The organism is Pseudoalteromonas ostreae (assembly GCF_018069805.1).
Lineage (GTDB): Bacteria > Pseudomonadota > Gammaproteobacteria > Enterobacterales > Alteromonadaceae > Pseudoalteromonas > Pseudoalteromonas ostreae.
In genome coordinates, this window is record NZ_JAGPYN010000008.1 from 24,903 (window position 1) to 41,102 (window position 16,200).

The following is a 16,200-nucleotide window of genomic DNA, read 5'->3' on the forward strand; positions in this document are numbered from 1 at the left end:
CACGCTTAATAAAAGAGGTTTATTTATTCCCATGCGCGCAACTTTGCAGAGCAACTCAGCTCCCGATTTATTAAACGATCCAATAGTACCGACCTTGAAGAAAATGACTGTGCCGATGATTTTCGGGATGATCACGTTAATGATGTTCAATATTGTCGATACATTTTTTATTAGCTTATTGGGAACTGAGCCATTAGCGGCTGTCAGTTTTACTTTTCCGGTAACCTTTACTGTGATCAGCCTAGCAATTGGTTTGGGTATCGGTACGTCAGCGGTTATTGCCAAGGCGCTGGGTAGTAATAATATTGAAGAAGCACGCTTTGATGCCAGCATCGCATTATTAATTGCTGTGGTTATGGTGGTATGTTTATCGCTATTTGGTTATCTGTTTATTTCCCCGATATTTAAATTGTTGGGAGCAGGGGAGCAAGTACTGCCGCTGATCCATGAGTATATGAGTGTGTGGTTTCTAGGCAGTGTATTTTTAATTACCCCTATGGTTGGTAACTCAGTGTTGCGTGCCAGCGGTGACACCAAAACGCCTAGCTTAGTGATGGGCGGAGCGGGGCTTATTAATGCTGTGCTCGACCCCGTATTGATTTTTGGCCTTGGGCCAATTCCTGCATTTGGCATTAAAGGCGCTGCGATTGCCAGCGTCATTGCATGGTCGGTAGCCGTTGTCATTATTTTATATTTGCTAGTTGTAAAAAAAGGCTTGCTGAGTCTAAATGTAAATAACCAAACCCCATTAAGCTCTATTCGAAAAATTCTTAAAATTGGTTTGCCAGCGGCAGGTGCAAATATGTTAACACCAGTTGCAATGGCCATGATGATTGCCATGGTTGCTCATCATGGCCCTGAGGCTGTTGCTGCTTTTGGTGTAGGCAGTCGTATTGAATCAATTGCCAGTCTGGTGGTGTTAGCATTATCGATGACGTTACCGCCGTTTATTAGCCAAAACTTTGGCGCTGGAAAATTTAACCGTGTTAAAGAGGCGTACACCACAACATTAAAATTTGTGATGATTTGGCAGTTTATTATTTATTTACTGCTAATTGCATTTTCAGGAGTGATCAGTGAATTGTTTGGTAAAGAGCAGATGGTTATCGATGTGATCAAATTATTTATTTTTACCTTGCCGCTAAGTTACGGTTTGCAAGGGATAATTATTTTGTCTAATTCATCGTTCAATGCCTTACACAAACCAATGAATGCATTAATTTTAAGTGTGATCCGATTATTTATTTTTTATATTCCATTTGCTTACGTCGGTAATTTATATGCCGGTTTAGCAGGCTTGCTGATCGGCGCGGCGCTGGGTAATTTATTTACTGCAATAATAGCCTATAAATGGTTTATCAAAGAGCTGAATATGATCAGTAACCAAGCTGTACAGGAGTGCCAAGCATGAGCGACCATTTTCAATTGGTGTCTAAATTTAAACCTGCAGGGGATCAGCCCACGGCGATTACGCAGCTATGTGAAGGGTTAGAAGCCGGTCTTGCTCATCAAACATTATTAGGGGCAACAGGTACTGGTAAAACATTTACCATGGCCAATATTATCAATGATTTGAATCGCCCAACGATCATCATGGCGCATAATAAAACCTTAGCAGCGCAGTTATACGGCGAAATGAAAGAGTTTTTTCCGCATAACGCGGTTGAATATTTTGTCTCGTATTATGATTACTACCAGCCAGAAGCGTATGTTGTTGCAAGCGATACCTTTATTGAAAAAGATGCCTCGATAAACGAACACATAGAGCAGATGCGCCTAAGTGCTACTAAAGCACTATTAGAGCGTAGGGATACAATTATTGTGGCATCAGTATCGGCCATATATGGTTTGGGCGACCCAAAATCATACATGAAGATGATGTTGTTGTTAAAAGTGGGCGAAAAAGTTGATCAACGCGATATGCTGCGCCGACTAGCTGAAATTCAATATACGCGAAATGACATTGATTTTAGCCGAGGTACGTATCGGGTTCGCGGTGAAGTTGTGGATATATTCCCTGCTGAGTCAGACACTTTTGCTGTGCGTGTAGAAATGTTTGATGACGAAATAGAACGGCTAAGTATTTTTGACCCGCTTACCGGCGCGGTTGAAAAGCACATAGTCCGCGCAACTATCTACCCTAAAACGCACTATGTGACACCTAGAGATAAAATTCTTGATGCGGTTGAGCATATTAAAGCTGAATTAAAAGACCGTCGTGCGCAGTTACTCAGTGCTAATAAACTGGTCGAAGAGCAACGCGTGGCACAACGTACACAATACGATATTGAAATGATGACCGAGCTTGGTTATTGCTCTGGCATCGAAAACTACAGCCGATATTTATCTGGTCGCACGCCGGGCGATCCACCGCCAACCTTGCTTGATTATCTTCCTGAAGATGCGTTAATGATTATTGACGAATCTCACGTTACGGTATCGCAAATCGGCGCTATGTATAAAGGCGATCGTAGCCGTAAAGAAAATCTCGTGGAATACGGTTTTCGTATGCCGTCGGCGATGGATAACCGGCCACTGCGCTTTGAAGAATTTGAAGCCATAGCACCGCAAACAATTTATGTATCAGCAACCCCAGGGGATTTTGAACTTGAACGTTGTGGAGATGATATTGCCGAGCAAGTTATTCGCCCCACAGGATTACTCGATCCCCAAATTGAAGTACGCCCAGTGGCAACCCAAGTTGATGACTTATTGTCAGAGATATATAAACGCGTAGCAATTGATGAACGCGTGCTAGTGACCACCCTGACTAAGCGTATGGCTGAAGATTTAACGGATTACTTATCTGAACATGATGTAAAAGTGCGTTACTTGCATTCAGATATCGATACCGTTGAACGGGTCGAAATTATTCGTGATTTTCGCGCAGGGGTGTTTGATGTGTTAGTGGGCATTAACTTACTGCGTGAAGGTTTAGATATGCCAGAAGTATCGCTAGTTGCGATACTCGATGCTGATAAAGAGGGCTTTTTACGCTCAGCTCGCGCATTAATTCAAACCATTGGTCGTGCGGCTCGTCACTTAAATGGTCGGGCAATTTTATACGGCGATCGTGTTACTAAATCAATGGCCAAAGCTATTGATGAAACTCAGCGTCGCCGCGATATTCAACATGCTTACAATATTAAACATGGCCTTGAACCACAAGCCTTATTGAAGAAAATTACTGACATTATGGATGTTGGTGAGCGAGCCGGCCCACAAGATAATTTACAGCTGATCCGAAAACAAAGTAAGCAAGTGCTCAGTGCAAAAGAGATCGCAGTGCAAATTAAGCAACTCGAAACCAAAATGCATGCATACGCAAGTGATTTAGAATTTGAAAAAGCCGCATCCGTTCGTGATGAAATCCATGAATTACAACAACAGTTAATTAAAAATGCATAATTTTACGCCCCTTATTACAGCACTTGAAAGTGCGCCCTTAGCAGACAATGAACTTTGTCGTGTGTTTCATGGCCGCGGTCACACTACCGAGCATTTGAGTCATCTAAATATCGACTTTTACCCTCCGTGTTTATTTTTAGTGTCGTACGATGAAGTTGACTCACAAACGCTAACGCAATTAAGTGAGCAGCTTTGGCAATGGGCACAACAGCACGCTAAAAAATTAATCACCTCGTTGGTATTTCAACAACGCGCCGGACAACAAACTGAAAATAAACTGTTGTTTGGTCAACTACCGAGCCCGCATAGTGTTAAAGAAGGTGACAGTGAGTTTTTAGTGGATTTAATGAGCCGTCAAAACACCGGCATATTTCCGGATATGCGCCGTGGCCGAGAGTTTGTGCAAGTCCATAGTAAACACGCTAAGGTATTGAATTTATTTTCATATACCTGTGGGTTTTCGGTTGCTGCAATGCGTGGCGGTGCCGATAGTGTGATCAACATGGATATGAACAAAGGGGTACTGCGCACCGGTAAGCACAATCATCAACTTAATGGCTTTGACCGCAGTGTGAGCTTTTTACCGCACGATATATTAAAGTCGTTTGGTAAACTAAAAAAAGCTGGCCCTTTTGATTTAATTATTGTTGATCCGCCAAGCTTTCAAAAAGGCAGTTTCATTTTAACTAAAGATTATCAAAAAGTGCTGCGCCGCTTACCTGAACTGCTCAATGACCATACTCAATTGCTGTTATGTGCTAACAGTCCAGAGCTAAGTGAAGCGTCATTTAAAGCGCTGATAGACGAACATACTCAAGGTGCGATTGAATTTGTAGAGCGCCTAGCGCCGACCCATGGTTTTGTTGATGTTGATAGCGACCGTAGCTTAAAAGCATTGATCTATAAAACGGCTCAAGTTTAGCTTTAAATGAAACTAAGTAGCCGCCTCAGTGCAATCGATTCGTTGATCTACGCGCCGTATGATGTAATTTGGGACTGTTGTTGTGACCACGGTTTGCTTGGTATGGCGCTGTTAAAGCGGGCAGCCGCCAAGCAAATAAACTTTGTTGATATAGTGCCTACGTTAATGGACGAGCTTGAACACACGCTCACGCGTTTTAGTGATCAGCAAGCAGCTTGCCAATGGCAAGTACTATGTCAGGATGTGGCTACAATTGAGCTGCAGCCATCAGCCAAACAGCTGATCATTATCGCCGGAGTCGGTGGAGAATTACTGCTGAGGCTAGTACAAAAAATGGTTGCTAATTGCCCTGAAAAGCTTCGTGAACAACTCAGTTTTATTGTTTGTCCGGTGCATCATACCTATGCCTTACGACAAGGTTTACAGGCATTAGGTTTAGGGCTTATCAAAGAGCAACTGGTGCAAGAAAACAACCGTTTTTACGAAGTGATACAGCTAAGTTTTACCAGTAACACTGCGTTGAGCGTTACTGGCAGCCAGATATGGAACAATGCTGAGCCAATGCACGAATTGTATCTGCAACAATTAGTTGCGCACTATACTCGGATGTTGAACAAAGACCGTACATATTTTCAATATGTGCTCGATGATTATCAAAAAATATTGCTAAATTAAATGCGGCAGATTTACAGTTTATTGATTTCTTGCTTTACGCTGTAACTTGGATCAGTCACGATAGCTTCTAATGTTTGTACTCGCTCTTTTAACGCGCGCATTTCTGCAGTAACAGCTGCAATTTGATTATTTGATTCTTTGTTATCGGTGAGTGTACGATGTTTAAACTCTAAATGTTTATTATACATATCGTACATTACTCCAAATCCAACAGAGATAAATACGATCATGACGACCATAGTAGTTCCTGACACGGTGTATTCCTTATTATTTTATATAGTGTGCAAAGTATAACCACAATGCGAAAATGATGATGCTGACAAATGTAACTTTATTTGTATCAATGTGACCCTGAGCGGTATATTCATCAGTGATACAGTGTGATGAGTGTTTAATTGCAGCATTATCAATATGTATTTTAACAACAATGGTGAGTTACTATGCTAAATAATAAAATACCTCCGATTATTGTCGTACTTTTTTTTGCTGTGCTGATGGCGATAATAGCTCACTACAGTGTGATTGATTTCACCACATTTATTTTTTATTGTGCGGTTATTTTACTCATCATAGGCTGCATTTTCTGTATTGCTGGGGTGGTTAGTTTTCGCTTTGCAAAAACCACTGTAAACCCAGGTAAACCAGGTCAAGCGTCAGCATTGGTGACCACCGGCGTGTACAAAATTTCACGTAATCCAATGTATGTTGGTTTTGCTTTTATATTAGCAGGTTGGGGGGTGTGGTTAACATCACTGTGGGCGTTGTTGTGTGTACTTGGCTTTATTTGTTACTTAACTTGGTTTCAGATTATTCCAGAGGAGCGGGCCTTATTAAAAATATTTGGCCAAGGGTACAACGATTATAAGTCTCGGGTAAAACGTTGGCTGTAAATTTGTTCCAATAAACAATTAATAATAAAAAGGCTACCAAGATGATAGCCTTTTTAATGTGGGTTATTCGTACTCGATTGGATCGGTGATATTATTAAGGCTAAATGCCTCTAAGCGCTCTTGGCAGGCACCACATTTACCACAGGCTTTTTCACGGCCATTATAACAGGTCCACGTTTGGCTATAGTCCAAGCCCATTTTGATGCCATCGGTTAGAATGTCAATTTTGGTATTATTTAAATACGGGCTGAAAATTTCCACTGCATCGTAGTTAGCAATACGGCAAACATCATCCATCTTTTGTACAAACTCAGGACGGCAATCAGGGTAAATAGCATGATCTCCAGAGTGAGCGCCATAATAAACTTGGCTCGCTTTTAGCGATACAGCATAACCTACGGCCAGTGATAGCAAAATCATGTTGCGGTTAGGCACTATGGTGCTCTTCATGTTTTCGGCTTCGTAGTGGCCTTCTGGGACATCAATATTATCAGTTAACGACGAGCCGCCAATTAATTGATTAATTGCTGAAATATCAACGATTTTGTGCGGAACGTTTAATTTGTCACACACACTTGCAGCAACTTTAAGCTCTTTTACATGACGCTGGCCATAGTCAAATGACAGGGCATAAACATCGTGGCCTTGCTGCAGGGCTTTATTTAATACGGTAAATGAGTCCATACCGCCGGAATAAATCACAACTACTTTTTGCGTCATAACTGTTTTGCTCTTAGTTTTAATAGAGGTTTATATCAGGGCGCGATATACTACACGGCTGGAGCATAAATAACAATTTTTGACCGTGGTTTTTGATTTTTCAAATCGGGGTACTGTGCTCGTAATAAATGCCAAGCAGTAAGTGAGATGTCTTTTGTACAAAATTAATGAAATATTCGAAACAATCCAAGGTGAAGCGAGTTTTACAGGCACGCCTTCGATCTTTTTGCGTTTGCAAGGTTGCCCTGTGGGCTGTGCTTGGTGTGATACTAAACAAACGTGGGAAGTAGACAATGTATTTAAAGTCTCTCTGGATGAAACCGTTGAAAAAAAGGCTGATTCAGATCACTGGGCAGATGCATCGGCAGAACAAATTTTAGCGCTATTTGCAGCGCGTGGCTATCGTGCCAAGCATGTAGTGATCACTGGCGGTGAGCCATGCATGTACGACTTAAACCCGGTGTGCGAATTACTTCATGCTAACGGCTACAGCACACAAATAGAAACCAGCGGCACTTTTGAGATTTTAGCCCCAGCACAAACTTGGGTGACGGTATCACCGAAAATTAATATGCGTGGCGGCTACGACGTACTTACTTCAGCCATGCAACGGGCCGATGAAATCAAACACCCAATCGCGATGCAAAAACACGTTGCAGAGCTTGAAGAGTTATTTGCAAAAACAGGCGTAACCCCCAAGCTTGTTTACTTGCAACCAATTAGCCAAAAAGTCTCTGCAACTAAGTTGGCAATTGAAACCTGTATTGAAAAAAACTGGCGCTTATCAGTGCAAGTTCACAAGTATTTAGGGATAAACTAAAACTGCCAGCGGTAAGCTTTAAGTTAGTGTGTAAATTGAACGTTGGGTTGAGTAAAACAAAACCCAACAAACCTCTTACTTTCATATCTGCTTCGTTAATGGTGATAATTAGTTTATTATGCGCGACTTAAAATACTCTACTCCAAACTACTAGGCTGATATGTCCGCGAACGCTCTATACACAGACCTTTCTGATTACTATGACTTAATGTGCGCAGATATAGATTATCAAGCCCAAAGTTATTTTATTCACAGGCTACAGCAAATTTTCGGTAATAGCGGAAATACACATCTTGATTTAGCGTGCGGAACGGGCCCTCATGTTCGTCATTTTATTGATTACGGTTATCAAAGTAGTGGGCTGGACATAAATCAACCCATGCTAGATAGAGCAACTACTCGTTGCCCAGAAGCGCAATTTTCATTGCAGAATATGAGTGAGTTTGTGATCCCTGAGCAAGTGGATGTAATTACCTGCTTTTTGTATTCAATCCATTACTGCGACGGCATTAATAAATTAGCCGACTGTATTAAAAGCGTACACCATGCACTAAAAGCCGGTGGTATATTTTGCTTTAACGTTGTTGATAAAAATCACATCGATAACGATTCATTTGTAGAGCATAGCGCTGAAAACGCGGGCAGCCTATTCACATTCCGCTCTGGTTGGAATTACAGTGGCAGTGGCGAAAAACAGTCATTAAAGCTCAGTATAAATAAAGCAATAGCAGACGAAACATTCATATGGCACGACGAGCACCCAATGGTCGCTGTTAGTTTTGCCCAGTTAAAAGAAGCCCTAAAACCTTATTTTGAAATACATGTGTTTGAACATGACTACGAAAAAATAACCCCATGGGGTGAAAGCTCTGGCAATGCCGTTTTTGTGTGCGTAAAAATTTAAACTAGAAAATAGATATTAGTTTATTGGTCTATCATGGTACTACCGTTACGGTATTCAATGCAGGCGTATAGGGAATAGATAAAACTTGGTTTACCTTTAAATTGCTCAGATCGAGCGTTCTTTTATGTTTGCATATTGCGTAGTTGTGGTTAATTAAATCGAGTACCGTAAGTGTTGCAGTATTGGCTAATCCCTCACAAATTGACTGCGTAGTATCGCCTTTCTGAGTTTGATATATAAAATGCCCGCCTGCTGAGTAGTAAGGTATTTTGAGCAAAGTGTTTTCTGATAGCGAGTCGAAGTTAACTTGAGGGTTTGCTGCTATAACGTCTTTAACACCAACACCTGCACTGGCTCTTATTGAAATTGTGATCAGTGTAAGGGTGTCACCTGGTTGAACAGTATAATGTAATACGGAATGCATAGCGTTTATCCTTGATACATATGGAAAGTTAGTTGGGGAAATATATTTTTAGAGATGACAAAGGGCTAGGTTACACATGATTTATAGTAGAAGTGACATGTTGCGTATTTTTCCGCCACTTCGGTTCATTAAATAGGCTGAAATATTCACAGATCTTAAATCTAGATTTTACACACCAAAAAACGCAAAAAAGAAGTGCGTTTCTCTTTGTGATGTGAGCAATGCGTACAAGGAATGCTCACATTTGCAAAGCACAAGGGTAAAACATAGGATTGGTGACTGAGCGGCAAAGGATCAGATAGTATCTTTGACCGCTTTAACAAACTGGTAGCCTGTTTGTGCATCTAAATTAATACTCCAAACCATAGCACCACCAAACTGTGGGTCTTTACAAATAGCTTGGTATTGATCGCTAATTAACGGGTAGATATTTACAGGAACATTAGGGACTGTAAAAATACTTGTTCCGGCCGCATCTCTATTAGCTGGCTCACCAATAACAATTTGAGTTTCTGCAGGAATGGATTTTTTTAAGTTAATGAAACTTTTAGATATAAAATCTACATTTGTTTCTTTACTGCCATCAACTTTAGGCCATGGATTGTTGTATGCCTGAATAAACAAATAATCAAAACGATTATTATTTATTGCCTGATCGTACATACGAAAATGACCAGTCGAAACCAAGTATAAATCAGAACCTGGAGCGAATTGATTTACCTGAGGGGCAGCTGTAATAAGCAATGTTGGAGCAAGTCGTTTTATGGCCTGACAAAGCTCATCCAAATATTTACCATCACCATCAATTTCCAAATCAAAATCTACGCCAGTGAAACCATAATCTGTTAGGTATTCAACTAGATTCTGAGCAAGCACGACTGTTGAAACGTTATTTGGATTATAGGTATTAATTTCACCACCGACTGAAAATAATACCTGCTGTGCACCCTTTGATTTGGCTTTTTTTATGTCTGCTTTCAAAGCTGTTTCTGAAGGAGATGCAGCAAATGCATCACCAAAAATACCAACAGTGGCACCATCAATTTTACCAAATGCCATCACAATCGCGGTATAACCTTGCTCAGCTGCTTGTGTAAATGTGATGTTTGACCAGCTTTGTAGGTAGCCAACCATCAGTGCTTTATTATTACTCATATAGATATCCTTTTGTGTATATATATCAGGGCAAGCAACCATGTTAGACATTTGGCTTTGACCCTGTAGTTAATTGAGTTGTATGAGTTTGTTCAGATAAGGAGTAAAGGGTCGAGCTACTTCTCTAATGAAGCGCTTCAATTATGATTAAAACCCTACCGTAAAATAGGAAGTATCATTAGATAAGTAACTGACCTCTTTATTTTAACAATTAAGCTAAAGCCCACTTTCATCGGTTTTAGATAGTTGTTATGACTATTTTCTAAATGTCGCTGTATTGCCATTTTTTTCTATGCAAGTACGCCCAACCATACCTGTACCATCATCTAAACCAACGAGATAGTCAGAATTAAGAATAATTAAACCGGTAGGATCAAGGTTTGTTACATGTAAATCATTGACGTTTATGTTCGCGTCATCACTTTGAGCTGTTGCTACAGGGGCTGTTCCTGCTTCATTCCTGATTAAGATATCCATTAATTACTTCCTTTATTTATTATGTTGTTACAGGCTCTGTCACTTGCCTATAACAATAGGGTTTAAAGACAATGGTATTTATTCCCACTATCTATTCATCGTCTATGGCCTTTTAACACCTGATTAAGGTCTTAAAAGGCCACTATCAACTCCCATTAACCAACCAAATTTAAGATATACCTTCCCTATATTTGAGCGATGAGTAGCCCTTTCTTATTAATAATAGGCAATTTAATTGCAGCTCTATTGTTACAAAGATGAACGTAAAATAACGTTGGGGAAGTAAGTGATTAATTTGATTGTTTAGTGATGGGTTAATTCTTTACTTAAAAGTTTATTGCTGACTTTCAATTTTAAAGCTGAAGCCGTCTTCGGCATTACCATTAAGTGAAATGGTTGCTTTAGTGACACCTTCCAGATCCTGCTCAAAGAAGCTATCGGTATTAAGTACCGCTGAATTTAATAATTGGCTTTCTTCAATTTCCGAAGCGACGCCCCAATACAACTTAGGTTTAAGTACAAATGTCGCTTTTTGACCAAAACCGACAATTCTTTTTTCCATCATCAACTTGCCGTCTTTATATAGCTGAGCACTGATCCCATTAGGTACGTTAACATCGTTATTAACATCAATTGACTTAGTATCAGAGGCATTCCCATTCGCGGTTAATACTACGCCAGTATCATTTTTATCGACGGTGTAACGCTTACCAATCACCGATGGTAGAACTTGCGTTTTATTTTGTCCTTCTTGCCAAGTCGCTCCAACACTGGTTTCAATTGGAAAAATAAAGGTGCTGGAAGATGCGCGGCCAATATCTGGGATCACTCGCCAGGCCACACCTTCTTTTAACGCATCAAAGGTAGGTGTTTCGTTTTTAGTGAAAACAAAAATTTTAGGTAAGTCTTTGTTCATAGATTTGTTTACATAAGTAATTTCAATATTTGAAGGCATAATTTATCTCTCATTGAGTAAGTGGTTTTAATGTTATAAATGGCTTTTTTGCCATAATGGGGTTATTGTTGACTTTCGATTTTAAAGCTGTAACCGTCTTCGGCATTACCATTAAGTGAAATGGTTGCTTTAGTGACACCTTCCAGATCCTGCTCAAAGAAGCTATCGGTATTAAGTACCGCTGAATTTAATAATTGGCTTTCTTCAATTTCCGAAGCGACGCCCCAATACAACTTAGGTTTAAGTATAAATGTCGCTTTTTGACCAAAACCGACAATTCTTTTTTCCATCATCAACTTGCCGTCTTTATATAGCTGAGCACTGATCCCATTAGGTACGTTAACATCGTTATTAACATCAATTGACTTAGTATCAGAGGCATTTCCATTCGCGGTTAATACTACGCCAGTATCATTTTTATCGACGGTGTAACGCTTACCAATCACCGATGGTAGAACTTGCGTTTTATTTTGTCCTTCTTGCCAAGTCGCTCCAACACTGGTTTCAATTGGAAAAACAAAGGTGCTGGAAGATTCACGGCCAATATCTGGGATCACTCGCCAGGCCACACCTTCTTTTAACGCATCAAAGGTAGGTGTTTCGTTTTTAGTGAAAACAAAAATTTTAGGTAAGTCTTTGTTCATAGAATTGTTTACATAAGTAATTTCAATATTTGAAGGCATAATTTTCCTACTTGGGTTTGTTGGGGGGTTGTTTACATGAGTTTAGTTAGCAAACGGCAGTTAACTCGCTTTACTGCTAGCATCTGTGCCATCTGATTTTACTTCCACAGACGTTAAGGTTTTATCAAAAAGCTTCCCTTCAGTGAATGAATTTAACGCAGCTATCACACTTGTAACGCCAGAAACTGATGGCTCATTTAGTGGGAAGCTTTTAGTATAAGAGACTTTAGAATCAACACCGTTTGCGGTTTTTAACGTATCGGTTACTACAACTTCCAGTGTCATATTAAATGACTCAGAGATAGTAAGTGTTGATGTACTATCTGTGACAGTCAGTTGAATAGCATCTTGAGCATTACTTGATACTGTTTTAATCATTGAATCTATAGATACAGTGCTGCCTTCCAGCTTATTTTGGTCCGCTTCTTCAGCGACTTTATCCAGTTTGGCTTTGATATTTTTTTGTAAATTAGCATCTGAGCCTAAATTTTCAGTCAATGAAGCTTTAAAGGCTTCTTGATCAATAACTTTATAGCTCGAAGTGATTATAATAGAGTTACTCATTCTTTGTTTCCTTCGGTTGGGTTTATCTAAGGTTTGCATGATATTGGACGACACAATTTCACCGCCCAATTGGGTTACTTTTTTTTTATCGTATCGAGCTGAGCAATAGACAGTTCAAGTTGTCGACAGCTGATTTTTGTATTACCGTTTTTTAATTGGCAGTAATACCAAATACCATCCATGTTTAATAGTCGGTTAAGCGCAACTGGGTTAAGTCTACTAATTTCAAAAGCATTCATATCTGTTATGTCTTTTTTAGCTGTACTGCTCAACCTGAAAATGATAGCCATCTTTGGCATTACCATTGAGTGAGACTAATACCTCTGCTACACCGCTTAAATCCAGCTCAAAAAAACGATTTGAATTTAACACTACCGATTTAGAAGCGAGCCCTTTACCTTCGCTAATTTCTGATGCTAATCCCCAATAAAGTTTATTACTTGGTTTAAAAATGGCACTTTGCTGATAACCGACGATTTTTTTTCCTATGATGGCCTTACCACCATTACAAAGCTGAGCAGAAACCCCACTATCAACTTGGATGTTATTCACCAACTCAATGATGTCTTTTGTACTGGCATTACCGGATTTTTCCAAGATCACACCAGTATTATCTTCAATTATTTGGTATTGTTTACCAACTTCAGCAAGTAACATTCTGGTCGTGTCAGCGCCATTATTCCAACCAGCTCTGATAGTAAAATCAGGCTCATAAATAAGTGAGGCGACCGAGCCTCTGCCAACATTTTTCAACACCCGCCAGGCAATACCGTCTGTAATAGCATTAAAATCATGCATGCCACTTTCAGCAAAAATAAAAACGTGTGGTAAGCTTTTGTTCATCGAGTGATTGATGAACTTGATTTGAGTTTTCATAAGCTGTGCTACCTTTTATTTTTGATCTTCGATCTTAAATGTATATCCTTCTTTGGCATTTCCGTTTAATGACACAGTAGCCATCGAAACACTTTCTAGGTTTTGCACAAAAAAGTTATCTGAATCCAATACAGCCGAGCCTATAGCATCTGATTGATTAATTTCAGAAGCGATCCCCCAGTAAAGTTTAGGTAACAAACGAAATGATGCTTTTTGACCATAAGCAACAATATTTTTCTTCACTAACACGCGATCATTTTTACTCAAGTAAGCACTTACACCATTTTGAACTTTTATCTCATTGGTAAGCTCTATTTCATCGCTTCTGACGGCATTACCATTTTCAACTAATACTATTCCTGTGTTGGTTTCTGTCACCGTATAACGTTTACCTTGGGTACAATTTAAAGCTTTAGTCTGGTTACAATCATCTTCCCAACTGGCAAATATTTTTGTTTGAGCTGGGTAAGTAAAACGGCTCATTGACTCTCTACCTATCTTTGAAATGACTTTCCAAGCAATGCCATCTTGTAAGGCGTTAAACGAAGGTAGCTCGTTAGTTGCGAAGACAAATATTTTAGGCATATCTTTATTCAATGATTTATTGATATAGGTGATCTGAGTATCACAAAACATTTTTAATTCCTTCGTGTTAATATTAATTTATGATTGTTTTATTTGTTCAATATTGACTCTAAAATATAAATTCAGAGGCTTTATACTGTTCAATGGTAATTTAATCAGCCGTTATATAAAGTAATTAATAAGACACTTAACAATTAACTTAATTTAAAAGTGTCATATTTAACTCGGTATTCTGTGGTGCTATTATATAAACGTTTGAGATTTAAATTCCGTTCCAATTTAATTAACTAAATAATCAAAAATTAGTGGGACAATGTATTTTCGGGTACGAAAAATCAATTTTCTAATTTGAGCTTCAGTTTGTGCTTGTTCTTGGCTTATCTGCTTGTAGGATTTGTCATTAAAGAAATAATCCAACGCGACTATCCGGTATTTCTCCGGCATATTTTTAATTGTTTTTTCAATAAAACGGCTGATGCTTTTGTTTACGGCTTGGTTAAACATTTCATCTTCATTATCAGGCTCTTCTACTAATTGCGTCGCTTGATACTTAAAGTAAGTCTGATTTTTTCTTAATTGGTCAAAATAGTGATTACGGGCAAGCTGAAATAACCAAGCCTGTAGTTTTATATCAGATTTAGCTTCCGGTAACTTTTGATAAGCTTTTAACATGGTGTCATGTGACAGATCTTCAGCATCATGGAAGTTTTTAGTTAAACGATATAAACAGTAATTAAATACTCTTTTTTCCAACCCTAACCAGTAATGCCAAAATAGTTCTGGATTGGTTTTAAGTTGGCTAATAATCAGTTTGCTATTTAGGTCATCGCTATTGCAAACCTCAGAGGGCATATTTGGTGTTACTTTCAACTGTACAGACATGATTTTTCCTTTCATTGAATGAAGGTAAACATGCGCATGCAAAACTTTTTGCTATATGAATGCGCATATTGTTGAGTTCAACGAAAAGATATTTTTTTATCGTTCTTTATATCGGCTCAGATCCGGCTCACTTGTATTATTTAACTGAACCTTTAACAAGTAGAGGTTGATAGTTTTTAATACCTTCCCAAATTAACGGATGTGAGAAACTGTAGTGGTCCGATTTACGAACGACTAAGCCACTGCACAACATTTTTTGAACTAAACACAGTGGTGCATAAATGTGTTTTTGCTGTGTAAACTGACTTAATTGACAGGCACTAAAATGAAACCCTTGTAAAGCAGAAAACAGGAATAGCTCTATAAGTTCTATCGGCATACCGGTCAGTATATTGTCTATAACCTCCTGTAATTCTGTGGGGTTACACTTTTGAGGATTGGGAGTGAGCAGTAGTTGCTGTAAAAAGCCGGGGTTACCAGCAGCGCGTTCTATTGCCACGTTTATTTTGGTTTGATATTTCGCAATAGATAATCCTCTGTTGGCAAGATAATGTTTTGCTAAGCGAATTTGAGCGTCTTGGTTGAGTTGTTTTAATGGTATGGTGTGCGCAAGAGACAACCATTCAGGAACCGAGGTAAATAGACCTTTAGGCTGAGCAGTAAAAATGAATAAGATAGGCTGCGCGTATTCCTGTTCAGTAAACAAACGTAGAAATTGCATCTGTGTACAGGTTAAATGGTGCACATCATCGATAGTGATCAGTGCGATGCGGCTATGAGCGGCATAGTCGATTAAATCACAGGCAATCAGCTGGTCTATTTTATTCATTTGCTGCGGTGTTTGCTTTTCTAGCGTGTTACGTTGATTTTGATTGAGAGAAAGTCCCAATAATTGCAGCGTCCTTAAATAACTTAGAGAAGAGCTTGCAACCAAATTTACTTTTTTTTTAATCACCACATCCGTGACCGTACTCTCTATTTGCAGCAGTTGCTTTATAAAATTAAATGTAGAAAATTTGAGTTTATGGGCGGGACAATTATGTGGTTGGTTAAACGCTAAATAACGTTTTCCTGCAGATTTAACACAATCAATAAAGTGATTAACTAAATGGGTTTTTCCACTGCCAGTTATACCGTAAATATAAATAGTCTTGGCGCAATTTTGACTTTCAGCATAATTCAATAGTGAGTGCAATTGATGTAATTCCCATTCTCTGCCTAGACAAGGATCTACTGATAACCTCATTAAATGAGTGTACA

19 protein-coding genes are annotated in these 16,200 nt (G+C 39.1%); 7 read left to right on the top strand and 12 right to left on the bottom strand.

Annotation, left to right across the window (positions count from 1 at the left end; translation table 11 throughout):
- The first annotated feature begins 31 nt into the window (after positions 1-31).
- The 4 genes from J7338_RS07965 to J7338_RS07980 are packed head-to-tail and all read left to right on the top strand — an operon-like array spanning position 32 to position 5,005.
- A complete protein-coding gene (locus tag J7338_RS07965; RefSeq protein ID WP_210796552.1) occupies positions 32-1,411 on the top strand; it encodes an MATE family efflux transporter in 1,380 nt (459 codons plus the stop codon).
- Positions 1,408-3,408: an excinuclease ABC subunit UvrB gene (gene uvrB, locus J7338_RS07970; RefSeq protein WP_210796553.1), complete on the top strand. Its 2,001-nt coding sequence runs from the start codon at positions 1,408-1,410 to the stop codon at positions 3,406-3,408. The genes J7338_RS07965 and uvrB overlap by 4 nt, the downstream gene beginning before the upstream one ends.
- Complete coding sequence (locus J7338_RS07975; protein ID WP_210796554.1) at positions 3,401-4,330, top strand: class I SAM-dependent methyltransferase; 930 nt, start codon at positions 3,401-3,403, stop codon at positions 4,328-4,330. Before uvrB ends, J7338_RS07975 begins: the two co-directional genes overlap by 8 nt.
- Before the next feature lie 6 nt (positions 4,331-4,336).
- Entirely contained in the window at positions 4,337-5,005 is a 669-nt protein-coding gene (locus tag J7338_RS07980; RefSeq protein ID WP_210796555.1) for a tRNA (adenine(22)-N(1))-methyltransferase, read from the top strand.
- 11 nt (positions 5,006-5,016) lie between these two features.
- On the opposite strand, the gene J7338_RS07985 is transcribed toward J7338_RS07980, so the two are convergent.
- Complete coding sequence (locus tag J7338_RS07985; RefSeq protein ID WP_210796556.1) at positions 5,017-5,259, bottom strand: hypothetical protein; 243 nt, start codon at positions 5,257-5,259, stop codon at positions 5,017-5,019.
- A 186-nt stretch (positions 5,260-5,445) separates the two neighbouring features.
- On the opposite strand from J7338_RS07985, the gene J7338_RS07990 reads away from it, so the two are divergent.
- Positions 5,446-5,895: a methyltransferase family protein gene (locus tag J7338_RS07990; protein WP_210796557.1), complete on the top strand. Its 450-nt coding sequence runs from the start codon at positions 5,446-5,448 to the stop codon at positions 5,893-5,895.
- Between the two features lie 63 nt (positions 5,896-5,958).
- Here the strand turns inward: J7338_RS07990 and queC are convergent, their stop codons facing one another.
- Entirely contained in the window at positions 5,959-6,639 is a 681-nt protein-coding gene (gene queC / locus J7338_RS07995; RefSeq protein WP_338052510.1) for a 7-cyano-7-deazaguanine synthase QueC, read from the bottom strand.
- 130 nt (positions 6,640-6,769) lie between these two features.
- On the opposite strand from queC, the gene queE reads away from it, so the two are divergent.
- Positions 6,770-7,435 carry a 7-carboxy-7-deazaguanine synthase QueE gene (queE, locus tag J7338_RS08000; protein WP_210796559.1) on the top strand — a complete coding sequence of 222 codons (666 nt, stop codon included), beginning with the start codon at positions 6,770-6,772 and terminating at the stop codon, positions 7,433-7,435.
- A gap of 160 nt (positions 7,436-7,595) precedes the next feature.
- Positions 7,596-8,339, top strand: a complete 744-nt coding sequence (locus J7338_RS08005; protein WP_210796560.1) for a class I SAM-dependent DNA methyltransferase — start codon at positions 7,596-7,598, stop codon at positions 8,337-8,339.
- A gap of 31 nt (positions 8,340-8,370) precedes the next feature.
- On the opposite strand, the gene J7338_RS08010 is transcribed toward J7338_RS08005, so the two are convergent.
- From J7338_RS08010 to J7338_RS08055, 10 genes are all read right to left on the bottom strand, one after another.
- A complete protein-coding gene (locus tag J7338_RS08010; protein ID WP_210796561.1) occupies positions 8,371-8,763 on the bottom strand; it encodes a LysM peptidoglycan-binding domain-containing protein in 393 nt (130 codons plus the stop codon).
- Positions 8,764-9,057: 294 nt separating this feature from the next.
- A complete protein-coding gene (locus tag J7338_RS08015) occupies positions 9,058-9,918 on the bottom strand; it encodes a glycosyl hydrolase family 18 protein (RefSeq protein WP_210796562.1) in 861 nt (286 codons plus the stop codon).
- 255 nt (positions 9,919-10,173) lie between these two features.
- On the bottom strand, positions 10,174-10,395 hold the full coding sequence (locus J7338_RS08020; protein WP_210796563.1) for a hypothetical protein: 222 nt from the start codon (positions 10,393-10,395) through the stop codon (positions 10,174-10,176).
- A 334-nt stretch (positions 10,396-10,729) separates the two neighbouring features.
- A complete protein-coding gene (locus J7338_RS08025) occupies positions 10,730-11,350 on the bottom strand; it encodes a hypothetical protein (protein ID WP_210796564.1) in 621 nt (206 codons plus the stop codon).
- 62 nt (positions 11,351-11,412) lie between these two features.
- Positions 11,413-12,033 (bottom strand): hypothetical protein, encoded by a 621-nt coding sequence (locus J7338_RS08030; RefSeq protein ID WP_210796565.1) that lies wholly within the window; start codon positions 12,031-12,033, stop codon positions 11,413-11,415.
- 60 nt (positions 12,034-12,093) lie between these two features.
- Positions 12,094-12,597: a hypothetical protein gene (locus J7338_RS08035; RefSeq protein WP_170174338.1), complete on the bottom strand. Its 504-nt coding sequence runs from the start codon at positions 12,595-12,597 to the stop codon at positions 12,094-12,096.
- A gap of 255 nt (positions 12,598-12,852) precedes the next feature.
- Positions 12,853-13,473: a hypothetical protein gene (locus tag J7338_RS08040; protein WP_170174336.1), complete on the bottom strand. Its 621-nt coding sequence runs from the start codon at positions 13,471-13,473 to the stop codon at positions 12,853-12,855.
- 15 nt (positions 13,474-13,488) lie between these two features.
- A complete protein-coding gene (locus J7338_RS08045; RefSeq protein WP_210796566.1) occupies positions 13,489-14,109 on the bottom strand; it encodes a hypothetical protein in 621 nt (206 codons plus the stop codon).
- Between the two features lie 228 nt (positions 14,110-14,337).
- Positions 14,338-14,940, bottom strand: coding sequence for an RNA polymerase sigma factor (locus tag J7338_RS08050; protein WP_210796567.1), 603 nt, complete (start codon positions 14,938-14,940; stop codon positions 14,338-14,340).
- A 136-nt stretch (positions 14,941-15,076) separates the two neighbouring features.
- Positions 15,077-16,186, bottom strand: coding sequence for an AAA family ATPase (locus J7338_RS08055; protein WP_228732945.1), 1,110 nt, complete (start codon positions 16,184-16,186; stop codon positions 15,077-15,079).
- Positions 16,187-16,200 lie beyond the last annotated feature (14 nt).

Coding starts and splice junctions, on each gene's coding strand:
- J7338_RS08005 (WP_210796560.1), top strand. CDS start 7,596: ATGTCCGCGAACGCTCTATACACAGACCTTTCTGATTACTATGACTTA.
- J7338_RS08040 (WP_170174336.1), bottom strand. CDS start 13,473: ATGAAAACTCAAATCAAGTTCATCAATCACTCGATGAACAAAAGCTTA.
- J7338_RS07975 (WP_210796554.1), top strand. CDS start 3,401: ATGCATAATTTTACGCCCCTTATTACAGCACTTGAAAGTGCGCCCTTA.
- J7338_RS08010 (WP_210796561.1), bottom strand. CDS start 8,763: ATGCATTCCGTATTACATTATACTGTTCAACCAGGTGACACCCTTACA.
- uvrB (WP_210796553.1), top strand. CDS start 1,408: ATGAGCGACCATTTTCAATTGGTGTCTAAATTTAAACCTGCAGGGGAT.
- J7338_RS08030 (WP_210796565.1), bottom strand. CDS start 12,033: ATGCCTTCAAATATTGAAATTACTTATGTAAACAATTCTATGAACAAA.
- J7338_RS08020 (WP_210796563.1), bottom strand. CDS start 10,395: ATGGATATCTTAATCAGGAATGAAGCAGGAACAGCCCCTGTAGCAACA.
- J7338_RS08025 (WP_210796564.1), bottom strand. CDS start 11,350: ATGCCTTCAAATATTGAAATTACTTATGTAAACAAATCTATGAACAAA.
- J7338_RS08045 (WP_210796566.1), bottom strand. CDS start 14,109: ATGTTTTGTGATACTCAGATCACCTATATCAATAAATCATTGAATAAA.
- J7338_RS07965 (WP_210796552.1), top strand. CDS start 32: ATGCGCGCAACTTTGCAGAGCAACTCAGCTCCCGATTTATTAAACGAT.
- J7338_RS07990 (WP_210796557.1), top strand. CDS start 5,446: ATGCTAAATAATAAAATACCTCCGATTATTGTCGTACTTTTTTTTGCT.
- J7338_RS08055 (WP_228732945.1), bottom strand. CDS start 16,186: ATGAGGTTATCAGTAGATCCTTGTCTAGGCAGAGAATGGGAATTACAT.
- J7338_RS08050 (WP_210796567.1), bottom strand. CDS start 14,940: ATGTCTGTACAGTTGAAAGTAACACCAAATATGCCCTCTGAGGTTTGC.
- J7338_RS08035 (WP_170174338.1), bottom strand. CDS start 12,597: ATGAGTAACTCTATTATAATCACTTCGAGCTATAAAGTTATTGATCAA.
- J7338_RS07980 (WP_210796555.1), top strand. CDS start 4,337: ATGAAACTAAGTAGCCGCCTCAGTGCAATCGATTCGTTGATCTACGCG.
- J7338_RS08015 (WP_210796562.1), bottom strand. CDS start 9,918: ATGAGTAATAATAAAGCACTGATGGTTGGCTACCTACAAAGCTGGTCA.